The 18,830-nt window shown below is 67.9% G+C and carries 18 protein-coding genes; 10 read left to right on the forward strand and 8 right to left on the reverse strand.

Translation table 11 applies throughout. The features are described 5' to 3' along the window. Positions 1-16: 16 nt before the first annotated feature. The 5 genes from NQK35_RS00855 to NQK35_RS00875 form a co-directional block, all read right to left on the reverse strand. Complete coding sequence (locus NQK35_RS00855; RefSeq protein ID WP_009212222.1) at positions 17-1,348, reverse strand: DUF58 domain-containing protein; 1,332 nt, start codon at positions 1,346-1,348, stop codon at positions 17-19. Between the two features lie 7 nt (positions 1,349-1,355). Further along, positions 1,356-2,435, reverse strand: a complete 1,080-nt coding sequence (locus NQK35_RS00860) for an AAA family ATPase (protein ID WP_426693639.1) — start codon at positions 2,433-2,435, stop codon at positions 1,356-1,358. Between the two features lie 112 nt (positions 2,436-2,547). Continuing rightward, positions 2,548-3,696 (reverse strand): DUF4350 domain-containing protein, encoded by a 1,149-nt coding sequence (locus tag NQK35_RS00865; RefSeq protein WP_257114265.1) that lies wholly within the window; start codon positions 3,694-3,696, stop codon positions 2,548-2,550. After that, positions 3,693-4,316, reverse strand: a complete 624-nt coding sequence (locus NQK35_RS00870) for a DUF4129 domain-containing protein (RefSeq protein WP_306456015.1) — start codon at positions 4,314-4,316, stop codon at positions 3,693-3,695. Before NQK35_RS00870 ends, NQK35_RS00865 begins: the two co-directional genes overlap by 4 nt. Positions 4,317-4,321: 5 nt before the next feature. After that, positions 4,322-5,542: a hypothetical protein gene (locus NQK35_RS00875; RefSeq protein ID WP_257114268.1), complete on the reverse strand. Its 1,221-nt coding sequence runs from the start codon at positions 5,540-5,542 to the stop codon at positions 4,322-4,324. A 141-nt stretch (positions 5,543-5,683) separates the two neighbouring features. Between NQK35_RS00875 and mtrA the strand changes: the two genes are divergently transcribed. From mtrA to secA, 6 genes are all read left to right on the forward strand, one after another. After that, on the forward strand, positions 5,684-6,367 hold the full coding sequence (gene mtrA / locus NQK35_RS00880) for an MtrAB system response regulator MtrA (protein WP_009212217.1): 684 nt from the start codon (positions 5,684-5,686) through the stop codon (positions 6,365-6,367). Between the two features lie 28 nt (positions 6,368-6,395). Continuing rightward, on the forward strand, positions 6,396-7,964 hold the full coding sequence (gene mtrB / locus NQK35_RS00885; RefSeq protein ID WP_257114269.1) for an MtrAB system histidine kinase MtrB: 1,569 nt from the start codon (positions 6,396-6,398) through the stop codon (positions 7,962-7,964). After that, a complete protein-coding gene (locus tag NQK35_RS00890) occupies positions 7,961-9,607 on the forward strand; it encodes an LpqB family beta-propeller domain-containing protein (protein WP_257114270.1) in 1,647 nt (548 codons plus the stop codon). Before mtrB ends, NQK35_RS00890 begins: the two co-directional genes overlap by 4 nt. A 3-nt stretch (positions 9,608-9,610) precedes the next feature. Continuing rightward, positions 9,611-10,354 carry a ComF family protein gene (locus NQK35_RS00895; protein WP_257114271.1) on the forward strand — a complete coding sequence of 248 codons (744 nt, stop codon included), beginning with the start codon at positions 9,611-9,613 and terminating at the stop codon, positions 10,352-10,354. A 175-nt stretch (positions 10,355-10,529) separates the two neighbouring features. Next, positions 10,530-11,177 carry a ribosome hibernation-promoting factor, HPF/YfiA family gene (gene hpf, locus NQK35_RS00900; RefSeq protein ID WP_009212213.1) on the forward strand — a complete coding sequence of 216 codons (648 nt, stop codon included), beginning with the start codon at positions 10,530-10,532 and terminating at the stop codon, positions 11,175-11,177. A gap of 182 nt (positions 11,178-11,359) precedes the next feature. Then, on the forward strand, positions 11,360-14,191 hold the full coding sequence (gene secA / locus NQK35_RS00905) for a preprotein translocase subunit SecA (RefSeq protein ID WP_257114273.1): 2,832 nt from the start codon (positions 11,360-11,362) through the stop codon (positions 14,189-14,191). A gap of 90 nt (positions 14,192-14,281) precedes the next feature. Here the strand turns inward: secA and NQK35_RS00910 are convergent, their stop codons facing one another. After that, positions 14,282-14,773 carry an Rv3235 family protein gene (locus NQK35_RS00910; protein ID WP_257114274.1) on the reverse strand — a complete coding sequence of 164 codons (492 nt, stop codon included), beginning with the start codon at positions 14,771-14,773 and terminating at the stop codon, positions 14,282-14,284. After that, positions 14,770-15,474 carry a LysM peptidoglycan-binding domain-containing protein gene (locus tag NQK35_RS00915; RefSeq protein WP_257114275.1) on the reverse strand — a complete coding sequence of 235 codons (705 nt, stop codon included), beginning with the start codon at positions 15,472-15,474 and terminating at the stop codon, positions 14,770-14,772. The genes NQK35_RS00910 and NQK35_RS00915 overlap by 4 nt, the downstream gene beginning before the upstream one ends. A gap of 136 nt (positions 15,475-15,610) precedes the next feature. Here NQK35_RS00915 and NQK35_RS00920 point away from each other — a divergent pair, with 136 nt between their 5' ends. Continuing rightward, positions 15,611-16,174, forward strand: a complete 564-nt coding sequence (locus tag NQK35_RS00920) for a hypothetical protein (protein WP_009212209.1) — start codon at positions 15,611-15,613, stop codon at positions 16,172-16,174. Here NQK35_RS00920 and NQK35_RS00925 read toward each other — a convergent pair. After that, positions 16,171-16,383: a helix-turn-helix domain-containing protein gene (locus NQK35_RS00925; protein WP_009212208.1), complete on the reverse strand. Its 213-nt coding sequence runs from the start codon at positions 16,381-16,383 to the stop codon at positions 16,171-16,173. The genes NQK35_RS00920 and NQK35_RS00925 overlap by 4 nt on opposite strands. 145 nt (positions 16,384-16,528) lie before the next feature. Here NQK35_RS00925 and NQK35_RS00930 point away from each other — a divergent pair, with 145 nt between their 5' ends. The 3 genes from NQK35_RS00930 to NQK35_RS00940 are packed head-to-tail and all read left to right on the forward strand — an operon-like array spanning position 16,529 to position 18,818. Continuing rightward, the gene (locus NQK35_RS00930) at positions 16,529-17,167 is read left to right on the forward strand and encodes an SAF domain-containing protein (RefSeq protein ID WP_232209819.1); all 639 of its coding nucleotides are present in this window, start codon (positions 16,529-16,531) and stop codon (positions 17,165-17,167) included. Beyond that, a complete protein-coding gene (locus NQK35_RS00935; protein WP_009212206.1) occupies positions 17,164-18,348 on the forward strand; it encodes an AAA family ATPase in 1,185 nt (394 codons plus the stop codon). Before NQK35_RS00930 ends, NQK35_RS00935 begins: the two co-directional genes overlap by 4 nt. Positions 18,349-18,350: 2 nt before the next feature. Further along, entirely contained in the window at positions 18,351-18,818 is a 468-nt protein-coding gene (locus tag NQK35_RS00940) for a DUF6912 family protein (protein ID WP_009212205.1), read from the forward strand. Positions 18,819-18,830 lie beyond the last annotated feature (12 nt).

Below are 18,830 nucleotides of genomic sequence, written 5' to 3' on the forward strand. Positions count from 1 at the left end.
GCCGCGCGGGTGGCGGCTACAGGCGTCCGCTCTTCTTCAGCTCAATGTAACGGTCGGCGGTGCGCGCGGGCAACAGTCCGGCCGATGCGCGCACAGTGAGAGCACCAGTCATTCGCACATCGGACGCGCCCGCGTCATCGGAGCGCTCCGCGAGAGCCGCCGACGCGGCCAGGAAGACCTCCTCGGCGTTGTCACGGCCCTGCCGCGCGCGCAGCTCGTCGGGGTCGCTGGCCGAGGCCACCAGAACCGTGTGGCGCTCGCACAGGCGGGCCAAGGAATCGGTGAAGTCCGTGTCCATGCCCGCGGGTGGAATCTTCGTGATGACCACGACGAAAGCCGAGTGGTGAACCGTTTGCTCGATGGCGCCAACCGCCTGCGACCAGTCGGTAACGTCCAGGCGCGGGGAGATGTCCATGAAAGCGCGGGCGAGCGTCTCGATGACCTTCGCGCCGCGCACGCCCGAGACGCGCGCCCGCACCTGCGAGTCGAGCGCGAGCACGTGCACCTTGTCGCCCGCACGGTCGGCCAGAGCGGCCAGGAGGAGGGCGGTTTCGATGGAGGAATCCAAACGAGGGGCACGTCCCAGGGCGATGGAGTCAACCTCCTCGTGCTCGGGGGCGCCCAGGAGCGCTGAGGAGGCGCGTCCGCAATCGACGACGATGAGGACGTGACGGTCGCGTTCGGGGCGCCACTGGCGCACCATGAGCTCGGTTGAGCGAGCGGAGGCCCGCCAGTCGATGTCGCGGGGGTCGTCACCGATGACGTAGGCGCGCAGCGAGTCGAACTCGGTTCCCGCGCCTCGCAACGTGGTGGGAGTGGTCCCCTCGAGCTCGTGTAGGCGCGCGAGGCGCGAGGGCAGGAGGACCCTGGCCTTGAACTCCGGGAGCGCTGAGAGGCTCACCGGGGCCTCGAAGGATACCTGACGGGCTCCCAGGTGCAGTGGCCCCCATGAGCGGATGGTGATCATGTCGGCGTGGCGGGTTCCTCGCCTCGTGGGGGACAACGTCGTCGAGACCCGCTCGGAGTGCCCGGGGCGCAGCCGGATCCTGTGGCGGGAAGGGGCCGGGCGCAGCGACGGCGGCCAAGCGTCACGCACATCAAGGAGCATGTGGCGCTTGGTCGTGTTGGTCAGGCGCACGGTGGCCTCGGTGCTCTGGTCGGCGCGGATCGGCCCCGACACTTCGCGGCTGAGGCGCAGGGACCGCGGGGAGGGCGCTCCGAGTACGTCGAGGAGGCACACGGCGACGACGACGCCAAACCACGCCCACGCGAAGGCGCGCGAGGGGGCGAAGGCCAGGGGGACAAGCCCGAGCAAGACGAGGAGCGCGCTGCGCGCCGAGATAGCCACGGGTGCCTCAGCGAGGAACGGGGGTTGCGGCGAGCACCCCTGTGATGACGTCGACCGCCGTGACCCCTTCGAGGTTGGCCTCCGCGCGCAGGCCCAGGCGGTGCGCGAGCGTGACGGGAGCCATCGTCTTGACGTCGTCGGGGGTGACGAAGCCTCGTCCCTGGAGGAATGCCCATACGCGCGACGTGCGCAGCAGCGCGGTCGCGCCTCGGGGAGAAACGCCCAGGCGGACCGCGGGCGACATGCGAGTTGCTCGGCACAGGTCAACGAGGTACCCCACGACCGCGGGGGACACCTCGACGCGGGAGGCGGCCCGGTGGGCGGCGTGAATGTCGGCGGCCCCCGCCACGGGCAAGATTCCGGCCTCGGACAGCGACATGGGATTGAAACCGGCCTGGTGCCGGGCGATGATGTTGATCTCGGCGTCGCGATCGGGAAGGGGCAGCTCAAGCTTGACCAGGAAGCGGTCGAGCTGTGCCTCGGGCAGGGGATAGGTGCCCTCGTACTCAATGGGGTTCTGCGTGGCGATGACCATGAACGGATCGGGCAGCGGGCGCGTCAGGCCGTCGATGGATACCGTGTGTTCCTCCATGGACTCAAGCAGGGCGGACTGGGTTTTGGGGGGCGTGCGGTTGATTTCGTCGGCGAGCAGCAGGTTGGTGAACACGGGGCCCTCGCGGAAGACGAACTCCGAGCGTCCCGCGTCCCACACCATCGAGCCGGTGATGTCGGCGGGCATGAGGTCCGGAGTGAACTGGATGCGCGCCATGTCGACGTCGAGGGCGCGGGCCAGGGTGCGCACCAGCAGGGTCTTGGCGACGCCGGGAACACCCTCAAGGAGGGCGTGCCCCTGGGCGACGAGCGCGACGATCAATCCCGAGATCGCCGCCTCCTGGCCGACCACAGCCTTGCCGATCTCAGCCTTCAGTGCGAGGAGCGCCTCCTGCGTGCGCATCTCGTCCTGGTCCAGTGAACGCCCTGTCCATCCTTCGCCCGTGGGGGCCGCGAACGAGGCGGGGGAGGCCTGGGGGGCGCCCCCGGCCTGGAGGGGAGCGGCCTGGGGCGCGTAGGAGTTGGGAGGCGCCATCGGCGCCGGGCCGGGCTGGGGGAGGCCTTCGGGCGCCGGGCCGGGCTGGGGGAGGCCTTCGGGCGCCGGGCCGGGCTGGGGGAGGCCTTCGGGCGCCGGGCCGGGAATCGGGTTAGTCATGACGGATCTCCTTCTCGAGAGAGTCGAGGTCGTTGGCGAGGCGGACGAGTTCAGCTTCGGAGGTGGGGGGCGGCCCCCACAGGAGCGCGGTCGAGCGGGAGGCGGGCAAGCCTTGCCGCTCGATTGCGCCGATGAGAGTCTCACGATCACTCGTGTGCGCAACCCCCAGCGAGGTGGCGATTCGCGAGGCCGCGGCGCTGCGCAACGCTCTGGCGGCATGATCGTAGGCGCGCCGGGAACGCATCAGGCGAGCCTTGCCGATGAGGGTCTCGGATGCGGGAACCTCCACGGGAAGGCGCTCCGGAGTCAACGGTCCCAAGCGCCTGCCGCGTGCCGCGGCTGCCAGGAGGCCTGCGCCAATCACCATGAGGAAGGCGGGCGCGATGTAGGGGGACTGGGCGATGTTCTGATCCACGTCGGTCAGCTTGTCGGACTCCGTGGGCGAGTACCACGCAACCTTTGGGGTCCGTCCGATCGCGTTGATGGCCAGGGCCGCGTTTCCCTCGTCCGTGATGCCACGGTTGCGCAGGCGTACGGAGTCGGGAATGAGCGCGCGGAAGCGTCCCGGCTCAAAGCGTTCGGCGTAGGCGTAGGAGCTGTCGTCGACGGGGAAACAGAGCTCCCACTGCGAGGACGTTCCGGAGACCACATAGTCCGAGGTTGTCAGGGAGTGCGCCTTCTGGGCAGCCTGTGAGGAACAATTGGCGCCGGTGGTGCGGGAGCTCTTCCACGTCCTGGTCGCTCGCAGACCGTCCATGTACGGGGCGAAGGAACCGTACGCCTCCTCCAAGCCGACATAGACGACGTTGGCGCGTGTTTCGAGCGCGGTGGCCACCTCGTTGCTCATGCGGGACGGAAAGATGACGACCAGCGTCGTGTTGTCGTCCACCGATGCGGCCTGGGAAACCGACACCTCGCGAACGGACACCCCGTGGTCGCGCAGGACCTGGGCCAGTGCTCGGGCACCGTCCGCGCCCTTGTTGCGGATCCCCACGGGCGCATCGTCGTATCCCCCTCGGGGAAACAGGGCGATGGCGACGAGGATGATCATCGTAAACGCGACGAGGAGAAGGCCGGGGCGTGCTGCCGACAAGCGCTCCCTGCTCGTCGGAGTGACGACGGCGACCTGTGTGGCTTTCATGACCGCTCCTTCGCCCGGGCGCAGGCTGGCAGTAGCTGGCGCGTGAAGGAACGCAATGCCTCGACCTGGTCCCGCGTCATCGAGGAGTGGCCGTAACGCACGGCGTCGAACTCTCGCGCGTGCTGTGCGAGCTCGGCCCCCATATCGGGGACGACTCGGGTCGCCGCGCTGGCAGCCTCATGGGCGGTCAGGCCGGGCGTGGATGAGACCACTTCGTGTTCGTCCAGGCCCAGGACCATGAGGCGATACGCCCACACGTACGCAAGGCTCCAATCCTGTGAGGCAACGGCTTGGTCGAATGCCTCCGTGGCCTCCGGAAGGCTTGCCTCCTCCTCAAACACCGTGCGCGAGGCCTTCCTCGCGAGGCGAATCGGGTTGAGAATGAGAGCGATGATGACTCCCGCGATTGCGATGATTGCGATGATCATCAGAATCAGCGAGATAGGCGGGGCGCCCTGCCCCTTCCAGCTCAAAGCCTCCGTGAACCAGCGAATGATCGCTTCGACGAAGCGCACGACGGGGCTGGGAGCCTCCGAGTACTCGACGCGGGAGAGCTCTTTGAGCAGCCAGTCGCGCGCCTCTTCCTCGTCCGGGGTGAGCGGGGCTTCGCAGGTAAGCACGGCGATCACTGTCGGTTACTTGCCTGGGCCAATACGCTCGCGAAGTTCTCCTTGCGGATCCGCAGGTCGGCGTAGATGAGCGTCTCGTAGGTGGAGGTGATGGGGGTGGCCATGCCGGCGGCGAGGATCGTCAGCGCCGAGGAGATCGCGAGGACGAGCGGCGAGGATCCCACGCCTCCGCCCGTGGTGGTAAAGGCCAGGACCACGGTGATAGCACCAATGACCAGGCCGATGAGGCCGCCTATCGCGCCCGTCACCATCGAGATGAGAAGCATTCGTCCGAGCGTGGACCAGAAGGCTCCGTCGGTCAGAGCCCACGAACGCTTCAGAGACGTCACGGGACCCGCCTCCTCGAGAACGGCGCAGATCGGCGCGAACTGGAGTTTGATGTTCAGGAACACGATGAGGGCGAACACCGGCAGGAACAGGAGGGCCATTCCGCCCAACGCGGGGGCGAGGGAATCGGAGGCCGACAGCGAGTAGATGATCCCGATTGTCGCAATCAACCACAGCAGGATCGGCGCGGTCACGATCAAGCCGGTCAGGAAGAGCGTCCCGATCAGGGAGCCGAGCCGGGGCATCGTCATCGACCACGCCTGTCCGACCGTGAGCTTGTTTCCGATCATCAGCTGCGAGACGGCCGCGGCCAGGACCCCCACGAGGATCGTCGTGCCCACGAACGTGGCCAGCGTGCGCACGCCGCTGCCCCCGAGCATCGTCAGGAGCTGCAGGGCTTCGGCTCCGCTCCTGCTGGTTGCTGCCTGGGGATCGGAGAAGCCGGTCGTTGACTGAAGACCGAGGAAGGGCAGGTACGTCGTGACGGCACTAATCAGCGAGACGATGCTCATCACCGCGAAGGTAAAGCCGAAGAGCACGGTCGGGTTTGTGCGCAGCGCCTGGAAGGAGCCGCTCAAGAGGTCGGCGAGGCCGAGAGGACGCAGCGGGATAATGCCGGGTTTGGCAGCCCAACCCCACTGGTTGGTAGCGCTATAGCCCGAGGCGCCGGGCTGAGCTCCGTAACCGGGCTGAGCTCCGTAACCCGGTTGAGCGCCGTAACCCGGTTGAGCTCCGTAACCAGGTTGGGCGCCGTAGCCGGGTTGAGCTCCGTAACCGGGCTGGGCGCCCCCGGGAGCCCCCTGTGGTCCGGGTCCGCTCGCTCCGCCCGCCTGAGGAGTCCACCCCTGGTAGGGGTTGGATGGGTCGGGAGAAGTCCACGGGGAACTCATTGATGCCTCCGATAGGTGATATTGCTACTGCGTTAATCCTGCCATACGAGGCCAGCGCGCGAAACTTCGTTCCGGTGAGGAAAATCGCCGCGACCGCGCGAGTCGCCTGCGTCCGTGACGAATTCGTGACACTATCGTGACATGAGTTCGCGCATTCTCGTCGTCGACGATGACCTCGCCCTGGCTGAGATGATCGGCATCGTTCTCCAGAACGAGGGGTTCCGAGTCGTCTTCTGCGGCGACGGATCCCAGGCGTTGGCTCAGTTTCAGGAGCACCATCCCGACCTGGTCCTGTTGGACGTCATGCTTCCCGGAATGGACGGCTTCGACGTGTGCCGGGCCATCCGGCACGTCTCGGATGTGCCGATCGTTATGTTGACCGCTCGTTCCGATACCTCCGACGTCGTCACCGGCCTTGAGGCGGGAGCCGATGACTACGTCCCCAAGCCCTTCAAACCCAAGGAACTGGTGGCCCGCGTCCGTGCGCGGCTGCGCGGCAGAGACGACAACCAGGCCGACGAGGGCATCACCCTGCAGGACCTGTCGATCGACGTCGCAGGGCACGTCGTCCAGCGTGACGGCCACGTCATCGCGCTCACCCCCCTGGAGTTCGATCTCCTCGCCACCCTCGCGCGCGCGCCGTGGAAGGTCTTTTCCCGCGAGGAGCTTCTCGAGCAGGTGTGGGGCTACCGGCACGCCGCCGACACGAGGCTCGTCAACGTTCACGTCCAGCGCCTGCGCTCGAAGATCGAACGTGACCCCGAAAAGCCCGAGCTGGTCGTGACCGTTCGCGGGGTTGGGTACCGTGCCGGCGCCGGAGCGTAGCCGCTCTGCGTGGCGCCTCGCGCGCACGGTGACCGAGTCGCGGGTGTGGAGGCTGCTCTCCTCCTCGCACCTCGCCCATCGCGTGCGCCATTCCCTCTCCGCCAGGCTCGCCCTGGCGATCACCCTCGCCGCGCTCGCCATTCTCCTCATCTTCGGTGTCATCGTCGCCTCCCAGCTGCGCTCCTCGATGTTCGACACGCGCAAGGACGCGATCCTCGCGGACGCCTCCCTGCGTTTCTCCTCCGCGCAGTCTGCCTTCTCCTCCTCGACCGCCACCTCCCCGGACCAGGTCCAGGAGTCCGCGCGCAGCGCGCTGGCGTCGATCAAATCCTCGGCCGCGGGAGCCGGAGCGACCAACGTCGCCCTCCTGCGCTCGGATGGGTCCGCGGCCTCGCTGCGCATCAACCAGATCGAGGACGAGCAGATGCGCGCCCTCGTGTCCCCGCAGATGCGGGCCGCCGTGGCGGGGGGAGACGCCCAGTGGCAGTCGGTTGCCATCCGCTCCGCCTCCGGCAAGCAAGACCCGGGGATCCTGGTGGGAACGCAGGTGCAGCTGCCCCGCGCGGGAACACACGAGCTCTACATCCTCTACTCGCTCTCCGCCGACCAGGCCCAGGTCGATGTCGTCCTGCGGGTCCTGGCCTTCTCTGCGCTTCCGATTGTCGTCGCCCTGCCCATCGGCGTGTTCGCGCTCCTCCACAGGCTTCTCCTCCCCGTGCGTCTGACCGCGCAGGCGGCGACGAAAGCCTCGGAAGGAGACCTCGATGTGCGCGTGGAGGTTCGCGGCGACGACGAGATGGCGGGCCTGGGCAGAGCCTTCAACGCCATGACCTCATCCCTTCAGGACACGATCGCCAGGTACGACGAACTCGCCAAGCTGCAGCAGCGATTCGTCTCCGATGTCTCCCACGAGCTGCGCACGCCCCTGACGACGATCCGCATGGCCGAGGATGTCGTGTGGGACAACCGCGATGACCTGCCGGCTCACGCGCGTCGTTCAGCCGAACTCCTCCACGACCAAACCGAGCGCATGGAGCAGATGCTCGCTGACCTGCTGGAGATCTCTCGCTACGATGCCGCCAGCGCCCTGCTGGACGCGGAAGAACGAGATCTTCGGCCCATCGTCGCGCGCGTCGTCGCGGGCTGCGCCGACCTCGCCCGCCGTCAGGGCGTGAGAGTGGAGACCTTGGCACCCACCCGCGCCTCTGCCGAGATTGACGAGCGCCGCATCGAGCGAGTCATTCGAAACCTCGTCGTCAACGCCATCGAGCACGCCGACGGCTCAACGGTGACGATCACCGTGGCGGCAAGCGCCACCGACGTCGCCTGTCGCGTGCGCGACCGCGGCGTGGGGATGACCCCGCAGGTTGTCGCACACGTCTTCGACCGCTTCTACCGGGCCGACACTGCCAGGGCGCGAACCACCGGCGGAACGGGCCTCGGTCTCGCGATCGCCACCGAGGACGTCGAGATACACGGCGGACGCCTCCAGGCGTGGGGAGAACCGGGACGCGGGGCCTCCTTCCTGATGACTCTTCCCAGGCACGCCGGAGACGAGATCGCCAGCCGACCCCTTGCCCTGTGGGAGGAAGAATGAGAAGAAGACCCGCCCTCCTTCTTGCCGTGTGCCTGGTGCTCGCGGGCTGCGCGTCGCTTCCCACCTCCTCAGCCCCCGCGCCCTTCGATGTGCCCGCCCGCGATGGTGCTGGCGTCCAATTCTCCGCAGAAGGACCGGCTGACGGCTCCGATGCCGAGACCCTCGTCGGTGATTTTCTCCTGGCGTGCGCGGCCGGCCCCCAGGACGATTACGCCACGGCCAGGCTCTTTCTCACCTCCGCCTCGGCGCGTGCGTGGCAGCCCGACACAGAGATCCTTGTCTACGACACGGATACCGCCCCTGCTATCAGCGTGGGAGCGGAGGCCAACTCCTCGGTTGACGTGACCGTGTCCGTCCTGGGGGTGGCGAGCATCGACGCCTCGGGGGTTCTCACGCGGGTCGAAGTAGGAGCCGTGTCCCGTTCCTTCTCCCTCGTTCGAGAAAACGGCCAGTGGCGCATCAACGCCCCCGACAACCTCGTCCTCATGAGCAGGGCGGCCTTCACGGCCCTCTATTCGCTCGTCAACCTCTACTTCCCGACCACCGAGGGCACCGACCTGGTGGCGGACCCCCGCTGGTTTCCCTCGCGGCGCCTGGCATCGCACCTGTTGGCGGGCCTGGTGGCCGGACCCCGGCAGTCCCTCACCGCGGTTGCCTCCAATGCGATCCCCGCCGGGACGACCCTGCCATCCCACGGGGTTGAGGTCGCCGACGGCGTGGCTCGCGTTGAGCTGAACGCCGTCATGCCCGCGAGCGAGGGCGCGAAGGCTCGCCTGTCGTGGGAGCTGACGCGCACGCTGACTCAGGCGGGGGATGTCTCTCAGGTCGGTGTGACGCTCTCGGGGGAAACCCTCGAGGCGCACGGGGTCCCGCCCGCACCCCCCTACTCCCTCGACACGCTCGTTGGCGCGGGTCCGCAGGGCGTGGGCATCGTCTCGGATTCGGGGGTCAGGAGCCTGAGCGGTGCAACGGATGCAACGAATCCGACGGCCTCGCCCGTGGACCCCGCGCTCGTCGCGTGGAGCGGTACGGACGGCGTCTACGCCCAGCGCGGTGACAACACCGTCGCCTTCCTGCCCGGGCAGGCCCCACTCGGCCCCTCCGTCGACCGCTACGGGTGGGTGTGGGGCCCGGCCTCGGCATCCTCGGTGAGCGTCGGCGGAGACTCCGAGGGCGCTTTCGGCGTCGGCGTCGAAGCGGAGAGCGCGGGAGACATACACGCGGTGCGGATCTCGCCGGACGGCGTACGCGCCCTGATCATCCGTGGAAGTGACGCCAGCGCGTGGGTGGGGGTCGTTGAACGAGGAGCAGGCGGGCGCCCCCAGGCGGTGCATTCCCTCGAGAGGATCACCGTTGAGCGCGCAGCGGTCATCGACGCCTCATGGACGACGTCGACGGGGGTGGCGCTGGTGCTGCGCGAGTCCGGGAACGAGGAGGATCACCTGGTGACGATGCCGCTGGGAGGGCTTCCCTCCTCCGTGTCCCTGCCGATTCGCGTCTCCTCCATGAGCGCGGGATCGTCCTCCGCCTCCGTCGTCATCACGGGAGTGGATTCGGGGGGTGAGCGCCAGGTCCTGGTCCGGTCGGGCGCCCTGTGGCAGAGCGCCCCGCAGGGCCTGACATCCGCCCGGTTCGCGGGGTGACGCATGCGTGCCCCGCGTGCTGCCCGCGACCTCGTTCGGGAACTCGTGGGCGCGCTCCTGCCCGTGCAATGCGCCGGGTGTCTCGCGTGGGATCAGGTGCTGTGCCCGTCGTGCCGCGCGCTTGCGCGTCGCCCCCCGCTGAACGCCGACGTCGAGGGGCACCGTGGCCCCCTCCCCGGGGTGTTCCTCGGCGACTACGGTGGGGCGCTGCGGCGGATCGTTCTGAGCGCGAAGCACTCAGCGAAAACGGACCTGGGGGAGTTCCTGGACGATGCGGGAGAAAACCTGGGCGTGCGCGCGTGCGAGGTGCTGGGCATCGGCAAGGCACGCGAGTGGGACGCCGCGCGTGAGTCGCGGCCCTCGAGCCGCGTTCCCCGCACCGAGGTGTGGGTCGTGCCCGCACCCTCGTCGTGGAAGCGCCGCATGCGCGGTCGACAGGTTGCCCTGCCGATCGCCATCGCCGTTGCTCGCGGTATCGCGTCGAGTGCGCGTCCGGGCACACGCGTCGCGGTCGTCAATGCCGTTCGTCTGCGCCTCGGGGCAGGCTCTCAATCTGGAAAGGCCGGGGCGCAGCGCGTCGTGGGGCGCATGGGTGCGATGAGGGCACTCGCCGTTCCGCGCGCATCCATTCGCGTGGTCGCCGTCGACGACGTGGTGACCACGGGCGCCACGATCCGTGAGATGGAGCGAGTCTTGGGTGCGCTCGACGTCGTCGCCGCCCTGTGTCGCGCGGGCGCTTCCTCATGACGCAGGTCACGGCATGAGGTATAGTGTGGATACAGACTTTCGATAGCGTGGGCTGCGCGGACGCCGTTCACGCCATGTGCGGGAGGTGATAGCTCAGAGCACGGTTCGGGCAGTGAGCACCGAGCAATCCCCACCTGCGGGCAAGGGAGCCCGCCGCACACCATGGAGGAAACACATGGATATCACCGTCGTTGCACGTAACGCCGAGATTCACCCGAATTTCCGGGCATACGTGGAGGAGAAGGTTTCGAAGATCACTCAGTTCTACCCCCGCGCCCAGCGCGTGGATGTCGAGCTGACTCACGAACGCAACCCTCGCCAGGCCGACACCGCCGAGCGCATCGAGCTGACCGTTTTCGGCAAAGGTCCGATCATTCGCGCCGAAGCGAAGTCCGCGGACCGCTACGCCGCGGTCGACATCGCCGCCGGCAAGCTCTACGAGCGCCTGCGTCGCCTACGTGACCGCGTGAAGGACCACCGGCGCCGCTACCCGCGTGACCTGGCCGAAACCGAGATCCTCGATGCAGCGCCGACCGCCGTCCCGGAGGCCGCACCCGAACCCGAGGCTCCCAAGCCGCTGCGCAGCGCGGAGGACCTCAAAGTCGGCGAGGCGCGTGAGGAGCAGTGGGGTGATACCCCGATCATCGTCCGCCAGAAGGTACACGAGGCCCCGCCGATGAGCGTGGACGAGGCCCTCGACCAGATGATGATGGTCGGCCACCCCTTCTTCCTCTTCGTCGATAGGGACACGAATCAGCCCTGCGTCGTCTACCACCGCCACGGGTGGACGTATGGCGTGCTTCGTTTGAACACGACGATCTGACGGTTCATGAGTGCGCGCGGCGCCCCGGGCGGCAGGCCCGGGGCGCCGCGCGTGCGCTCTGAGCGTTAAATGCGTCCATGTTTGCGCGGGCGTTTTCACTTTGGGCGGTTAGTTCGTAAACTGATGGGTGGATTTGACTGTCCGCTCACAAGGGGGCGGGCGCACGACGTCAGGAGCTTTTCGTGTCGATTATTGACAAGATCCTTCGCGCGGGCGAAGGCCGGATGCTGCGCAAGCTGGATCGGCTGGCCTCGCAGGTGGACGCCATGCAGGAGGACTTCGAGGCACTGACGGACGAGGAGCTGCAGGCCAAAACACAGGAGTTCAAGGATCGCCTGGAGGAGGGGGAAACCCTGGACGACCTCCTGGTCGAGGCCTTCGCGACCGTGCGCGAGGCGTCGTGGCGCATTCTGCGCATGCGCCCCTTCCACGTCCAGGTGATGGGCGGCATCGCCCTGCATCAGGGCAAGATCGCGGAGATGAAGACCGGCGAGGGGAAGACGCTGGTGGCCACGATGCCCTCCTACCTGCGTGCGCTCACCGGCAAGGGCGTCCACGTGGTGACGGTGAACGACTACCTGGCCAAGTACCAGTCCGACCTGATGAGTCGCGTCTACAACTTCCTTGGCCTGACCTGCGGGTGTGTCCTCGTGGGGCAGACCCCGGCGCAGCGCCGCGAGATGTACGCGTGCGACATCACCTACGGCACCAACAACGAGTTTGGCTTCGACTACCTGCGCGACAACATGGCTCAGGTCCCCGAGGACATGGTGCAGCGCGGCCACGCCTTCGTGATCGTCGATGAGGTCGACTCCATCCTCATCGACGAGGCCCGTACCCCCCTCATTATTTCCGGCCCCGCGGACGGGGACCTGAACCGCTGGTACGTCGAGTTTGCCCGCATCGCGCGCCTTCTCACGCGCGACGAGGACTACGAGGTCGACGAGAAGAAGAAGACCGTCGGCATCTTGGAGCCGGGCATCGACAAGGTCGAGGACCAGCTGGGCGTGGAAAACCTGTACGAGGCGGCGAACACCCCGCTGATCGGCTTCCTCAACAACGCGATCCGCGCCAAGGAGCTCTTCTTCAAGGACCGCGACTACATCGTGGACGGCGGCGAGGTCCTCATCGTCGATGAGCACACGGGGCGTGTCCTGCCGGGCCGACGCTACAACGACGGCATGCACCAGGCGATCGAAGCGAAGGAAGGCGTCGAGATCAAGGCGGAGAACCAGACCCTGGCCACGATTACGCTGCAGAACTACTTCCGTCTGTACCCGGAGGGGTCCCGTGCGGGCATGACGGGCACCGCCGAGACCGAGGCGGCCGAATTCGCCTCGACCTACAAGATCGACGTCATCCCGATCCCCACGAACAAGCCGATGATCCGCAAGGACCAGCCCGACCTTGTCTACCCGACGGAGGCCGGCAAACTGAACGCGATCATCGAGGACGTCGCCAAGCGCCACGAGGCCGGCCAGCCGGTCCTGATCGGTACCGCGTCGGTGGAGAAGTCCGAACTTCTGTCCCAGATGCTGAAGAAGAAGCATATTCCCCACCAGGTCCTCAACGCCAAGCAGCATGCCCGAGAGGCGGCCGTGGTCGCCATGGCCGGGCGCAAGGGAGCGGTCACGGTCGCCACCAACATGGCGGGCCGAGGAACCGACATCATGCTGGGAGGAAACTCCGAGTTCCTCGCTCAGGCAAACCTCGAGGCGGAGGGACTCGACCCGAAGGAGAACGCCGAGGAGTACCGGGAGGCGTGGCCCAAGGCGCTCCAGGCCGCGGAGGAAGCTGTTGAGGCGGAGCGCGAAGAGGTCCGCGAGCTCGGCGGGCTGTACGTGCTGGGATCCGAGAGGCACGAGTCGAGGCGCATCGACAACCAGCTGCGCGGTCGTAGCGGACGTCAGGGTGACCCCGGTGAGTCCCGCTTCTACCTGTCCATGGAGGACGACCTGATGCGCCTGTTCAACTCGGGCATGGCTCAGCGCATCATGGCCTCGGGCGCCTACCCGGAGGACATGCCCCTGGAGAACCGCATGGTGTCGCGGTCGATCGCGTCGGCGCAGCACCAGGTCGAAGCACGCAACTTCGAGATCCGCAAGAACGTCCTGAAGTACGACGACGTGATGACGGGTCAGCGCGAGACGATCTACGGGGAGCGCCGCAAGGTCCTGGAGGGCGAGGACATGGCCCCCCAGCTGCGCTCGTTCATGGAGTCGCTTGTCACCGGTCTGGTCGACGAGGCCATTGCGGACAAGCCGGTTGACGAGTGGGATCTGCCGGCCCTGTGGGAGAATCTGCGCGGCTATTACCCGCCGTCGGTGTCGATCGAGGAAGTCCAGGAAGAGCACGGCGGAGCGTCCTCGCTGGTTCGCGATGACCTGGTCAACGAGCTGATCGGAGACATTCACGCGGTGTACGCCGACACCGAGGACCGCCTGAATGCCAATCCCTTGGCGCAGGCCCAGCTGGGGGATGAACCCATGCGCGCCCTCGAGCGCCGCGTCGTCATCTCCGTGGTGGACCGTCTCTGGCGTGAGCACCTGTACGAGATGGACTACCTGAAGGAAGGCATCGGCCTGCGTGCGATGGGCCAGCGCGACCCGCTCGTCGAGTACAAGGACGAGGGCGCGCAGATGTTCCAGGCGATGGTGGAGCGCATCCGTGAGGAATCGGTCCAGCAGGTCTTCAGCTTCGCCAAGCAATTCGAACGCGCGCTGGCCTCCGCCGAGGAGCAGGCTGGCGGCTCGATCGCCCATGCGACACTCGCCCCCTCTGAGGCCGCGGCCAGCGAACCCAGCGTCGAAGAGGTCGCCGCACTCGATTCTGCCGCCGCCGAGGCGGCGCGCGAGGCCGTCGCTCACGCCCGCTCCGTCATGGGCAACGTGGGCCGGGAGAAGGCGCCGACTCGCGTGACCTACTCGTCCGCCGAGGGGAGCGACTCCTCCGCTGGCGCGCCGAAGGGTAATCGCGCCGAGCGTCGGGCCGCCAAGAAGCGTCGCCGCCGCTAAACGTTGTCACGGGAGTGAGGGGATCTGACGCGATCCCCTCACTCCCGTCAGTGCACCCATTCCTGTCCGGTGAGGTGGTCGGATGGGGTCCTATGCGAGCTCGAGAGCGGTCGTCATCCAGCGGCCCCGGTATTCTTCGAGTCGCAGAGCCAGCGCGTAGGTGCGGGAGGCGGTGGAGACGATCACGGCCACCTCCGTTCGCCTGTCGTCAATGGGACAGGTGCGAACGTGGACGGGGTTGGTGCCGCGCGCGCACGGGCTCAGGCGAACGGCGACGAGGGCGGCGTAGATCTCGGGCAGGAGCCAGCGGCGAAGCTGCTGCGCCTGCCTCGCGCCCGTGACGACCTCGACGATGGCGCGCGCGAGGGTGGCCGCCCAGGCGCCCGGATCCGGCAGCTCGGCGCGGAGGCCAAGGGGATCGCGGACCTGCTCCGATACGTCTCGCACGGTGGCGGGCAGGCACGAGTCGCGCCCAAAACGGAAGGGCGAGACGGGAGTGGGACGGGAGGGGGATGGGCCGGTGACGGGGCGACGCGACGGTTGCCGGGTCGTCCGTGGCCGGGGAGCGATCTGCGTGCTCATGGCAAGTCCTGGGGGATGGTGAGGCGTTGGCCGGGGTAAATGAGTGAGGGGTCTGCGATGCTCGCCGCGTTCTCGGCGTGGATCGCGTGCCATGCCTCGGTGATGCGAGCATCGTCTGCGCCCGGGCTCAACGCGGAGGCAATCGACCAGAGGGAGTCTCCCGGCGCGACCGTGACCTGAGTCGCAGCGTTGGGGGAGGGGGCGGCGGGTGCCCCGTGGTCGCCGCCCGTGGACTCCGCTGGCGAGGGCGTGGCGCCGTCGGCGGCGCCCGGCGCGTCGGCCCACGTCAGCGAGACCCCGGTCGCTGTCTCAAGCGGCGTCGCGAGGGCGGCGAAGGGAGCGACGGCCACGAGGGAGGATCCGATGAGCGCGCTGGCCCCCGCCCTGGCCAGCAGCGAACGCGACAGTCCCGTGCCGAAGCGTCGAACGAGCGAATGTGCCGCCCGGCGCAGGGCGGGCGGGGCGATACGCAGGAGCGCGAGGTGAGCGCACGCCGAACACGCCAGGCTCCACGCCAGGAGGGCGAACGCTCCGAGTCCGAGGACCCAGATCGCGAGCGCCTCGGGTTGCGCCCGGGAGAGTGGGGGAGCGAGGTGAATCAGGTAGAGGGCGTCGAGAATGGCAAGCGGCGCACCGACGAGCCACAGGAAAGCGTCGCCGAGCTGCGGCTGGCTGAATCGATGGGGTGAATCGTGTGTCATGGTGAACTCTTCATCGAGTGGACGGATTCGATAGGACAACTATGACCGATGCAACCGTCAATGTCAATCCATTACAGTTTGTATCTCTTAATGTGATATGGCCCGGTCGCGGTGGTGAGTGTGGCATCGTAGGAACATGGACATGTCAGGATTCCTCGCCGAACTCGAAGCGCGATTCGATGAGGCTCGCGAGCGCGAACTCGAGGACCTTATCGACGAGCTCACCGATGCTGAACGAGCCTCGGTCACCCTGTCGGCGAGGCTTGCCGGATCCGATGGTTCCGTCACCCTCATGCTGCGCGGAGGCGGCGTCGTTACCGGAACGATCCTCGACTCGACGCGGACGTGGATTCTGGTCCGCGGTGGCGAGGGGGACAGCCTCGTGATGCATGCGGCCATCGTCGGTGCGTGGCCGCTCGGGCGCAGCGCGGTCCGCGAAGGGGGCGTGCGCGCGGGCGTGGGCGTCGGGCACGTCCTGCGCGAACTTGGGGCGTGCGGAGTCGGCGTCGTCATCGAGTCCGACGCCGGGGACCATCGGGGGGTGATTGACGCGGTCTTTGCAGACCACGTTGATCTGATCCTCGATGGGGGGTCGCTCAGCGATGACGGGCGCGACGACCATCGCGAGGTGGTCATCTCGCTGGCGCTCGCGGGGCTTCGTCGACTCCGTGTTCTTGGCCAGCGCTGGTCGTGCGACTAGTGGGCGCGTTCGGCCTTCTGGCGCTCGCGCGTGGCCACGTACTGGTCCTGGATGAACTGCTCCAGGACGGACTCTTCGATCCTCCATACGTGCTTGCCGCCCACCTGGATTGCGGGCAGTTCGCCGGAGGAAACGAGGGCGCGGGTGGCTGACATGGTGAGATTCAGGGTCTCGGCGACGTCAGCGAGAGTGAGGAATCGTGTTGCCATGACAACATGATATCAGTTGGCCTCGTTCTGTTTGTTTGGTTTGAGTCGACAATTTTTGGCGTGTGATTCAATCGATACGGGCGGTTGATTACAATGGATATTCAACAACCTTCCGTTTTTTCGATCGAGCGTGCATCATAGAAGAGTGAAACGCGTCTCCGCATCAGTGTCGATTCCGACGCGCATCCCCGGGAAGATCGACCGCCGATTCGTCGTCGGAGTGGTCCTCGTCGTCGCGTCCGTCATCGCCTTTAGTGCCCTCAGCGGCCTCCTTCGGGGAGGGAGCCGCGTCTACTCGGTGACGACCACCATCGCTCCCGGCGAGGCCATCACCGCAGACAACGTCAAAGAGGTCGTCCTGCGCGTCAACCCCTCCGTCTACGCTCCCAGCTCCGAGGTCCCCGCGGGAAGCCGAGCGGCGCGCGTGCTGACTCCCGGTCAGCTCATCATGCGTGAGGACCTCGCCGACGCGGACGGGAATGGGACCGAGGCCTCCGTGCTCCGAGTCGCCGTCACGGTCAGCGCGGGCCTCCCCGACGGCGTCGCCGATGGGACGCGGCTGCGGCTGTGGGCGACCCCCACCCGTAGCCCGAACCAAGCCGACAACCAAGCGCGGGAGATCGAGGGAACCTTCACCTTCGTGCGCGTCATGGATGCCTCGTCCTCCCAGGCGCGCCGGGGACAACGCATTGAGATCCTGGCCGACGCTGGCTCGGTTCCGGCCCTCCTCGCTGCTCAGACCTCCGCCGACTCCCTGGCGGCTGTCCCGGTTGGGTCGCCGTGAGCACCATCCACGGGGTCGCGCTCCTGGTCGACCAGCGATACGAAGCCCCCATCATCCAGGCGATCCAAGCCCGCTCGGACACGCTCGCCATCGTCCGGCGCTGCGCCGACCTCGCGGAGGTGATCGCGGCGGCGCGCGCCGGAGTCGCCGACCTCGCTGTCGTCGACGGCGCCGATCCGGACCTGACCGCCGAGGCCATTCAGTCCCTACGCGAATCCGGCATGTCGGTGATAGCCCTGGCCCCACACGGCGACCGAGCCAGGCTGAGCGCGCTGGGGGTCGCCTCGGTTGCGGCTCCCGGAAGCCCCGAGCAGGTCGTCAACTCCCTCATCGCGGCGACGAAGACCCCGCGCGTGTCCGCTGCGCCGACCTGCCCGCCGGCTCCGGCGCGCCCTCCCTCGCCCCCGGGATCGGTGCTGGCCGTGTGGGGCACGTCGGGAGCACCCGGACGCACGACGCTCGCGGCCGGAATCGCCACGATTCTCGCCCGCACTGCTCCCACCCTCCTCGTGGATGCCGACACGGGCAATCCCACCGTCGCGCACCTGCTCGGACTTCCCGTCCACGCCTCTGGCCTCTCCGTGCTCGCTCGCGCGGCGTCGCGCGGGACGATCACCCCGCAGGACGTGGCCGCCGCGAGCCTGGAGCGTGCCCGCAACCTCTCCATCATCACAGGCCTCGCAACCCCGCACCGCTGGCGAGAGGTCAGCCGCAGCGGTATCGCGGCGATCGTCGCGGCGGCGCGCCGTGGCGCGCGATACAGCGTCATCGACGTCGCCGCCACCTCCCTGGACAAGCCCGGGCGCGGAGCCAACCGGGACGACGCGAGCACGGGCGTCCTCGCGGCAGCAGACCGGATCATCGTCGTCGCCCGCGGGGACATCGTCGGCATCAACCGCCTGTCCCACGTGGCGCGCTGGTGGGAGCAGCAGGACAGTGACACGCCCGTCGAGATCATCGTCAATCGAGTCAGCACCGACGCGATTGGTCCGCGCCCGCTGGCCTCCCTCCAGACGGCGATCGGCGCCTTCATGCCCGAGTGCATCTTCCACGTCGTCCCGGAAGACCCCGGGGTTGCGCGAGCCTGCCTGCGGGGCAAGGCACTGGGAGAAAACGGAACCCGTTGCGCCGCCACCGATGCGTTGGAGACGATTGTGGGGCAGTGGTTGCCTACACTGTGACCATGCGCGTCTACGTTCCTGCCCTCCTGTCCGAGCTGTCCGTCCCGCTGCCCCCCGTTCGCGGCTGCGTGCTGTGCCTGCCCGATGGTGCGATGAGCGCCGACGACGTTGAGGTGCTCGAAGACGACGCTGTCACTGAGGCCGCCCTCATGTCCCTTGAGCTCGCCCGGGAGGCCAACGCGCGGGCGGCCAGGGTCGTGCTCGCGGTCGATACGCCCGCCGGTGAGGTCCTCGAACCCGGGCGGGAACTGAGCAGCCGGATCCATGCCGCCCCGGCCTTTGAGTACACCTGGTCGGACGTGGCGGCTATCCTCGCGGACCTGCCCGACGCTGCCCCGGCCGCACGCGCGGTGCTGGCCGCGAGCACCCAGGAAGAGGCCGACCGCGCCGTGGCCGACCTGTGGGACTCGTCGCTGGCGTGGTTCGACACTTCCGAGCGGCCATCCCTCCTGGACCTGCACCGCGGATAACCCCGCCCGGGG

This window comes from Schaalia odontolytica (assembly GCF_024584435.1).
Lineage (GTDB): Bacteria > Actinomycetota > Actinomycetes > Actinomycetales > Actinomycetaceae > Pauljensenia.

Coding starts and splice junctions, on each gene's coding strand:
- NQK35_RS00860 (WP_426693639.1), bottom strand. CDS start 2,435: ATGGCGCCTCCCAACTCCTACGCGCCCCAGGCCGCTCCCCTCCAGGCC.
- NQK35_RS00865 (WP_257114265.1), bottom strand. CDS start 3,696: ATGAAAGCCACACAGGTCGCCGTCGTCACTCCGACGAGCAGGGAGCGC.
- NQK35_RS00875 (WP_257114268.1), bottom strand. CDS start 5,542: ATGAGTTCCCCGTGGACTTCTCCCGACCCATCCAACCCCTACCAGGGG.
- mtrA (WP_009212217.1), top strand. CDS start 5,684: ATGAGTTCGCGCATTCTCGTCGTCGACGATGACCTCGCCCTGGCTGAG.
- NQK35_RS00890 (WP_257114270.1), top strand. CDS start 7,961: ATGAGAAGAAGACCCGCCCTCCTTCTTGCCGTGTGCCTGGTGCTCGCG.
- NQK35_RS00895 (WP_257114271.1), top strand. CDS start 9,611: ATGCGTGCCCCGCGTGCTGCCCGCGACCTCGTTCGGGAACTCGTGGGC.
- hpf (WP_009212213.1), top strand. CDS start 10,530: ATGGATATCACCGTCGTTGCACGTAACGCCGAGATTCACCCGAATTTC.
- NQK35_RS00910 (WP_257114274.1), bottom strand. CDS start 14,773: ATGAGCACGCAGATCGCTCCCCGGCCACGGACGACCCGGCAACCGTCG.
- NQK35_RS00915 (WP_257114275.1), bottom strand. CDS start 15,474: ATGACACACGATTCACCCCATCGATTCAGCCAGCCGCAGCTCGGCGAC.
- NQK35_RS00920 (WP_009212209.1), top strand. CDS start 15,611: ATGGACATGTCAGGATTCCTCGCCGAACTCGAAGCGCGATTCGATGAG.
- NQK35_RS00925 (WP_009212208.1), bottom strand. CDS start 16,383: ATGGCAACACGATTCCTCACTCTCGCTGACGTCGCCGAGACCCTGAAT.
- NQK35_RS00940 (WP_009212205.1), top strand. CDS start 18,351: ATGCGCGTCTACGTTCCTGCCCTCCTGTCCGAGCTGTCCGTCCCGCTG.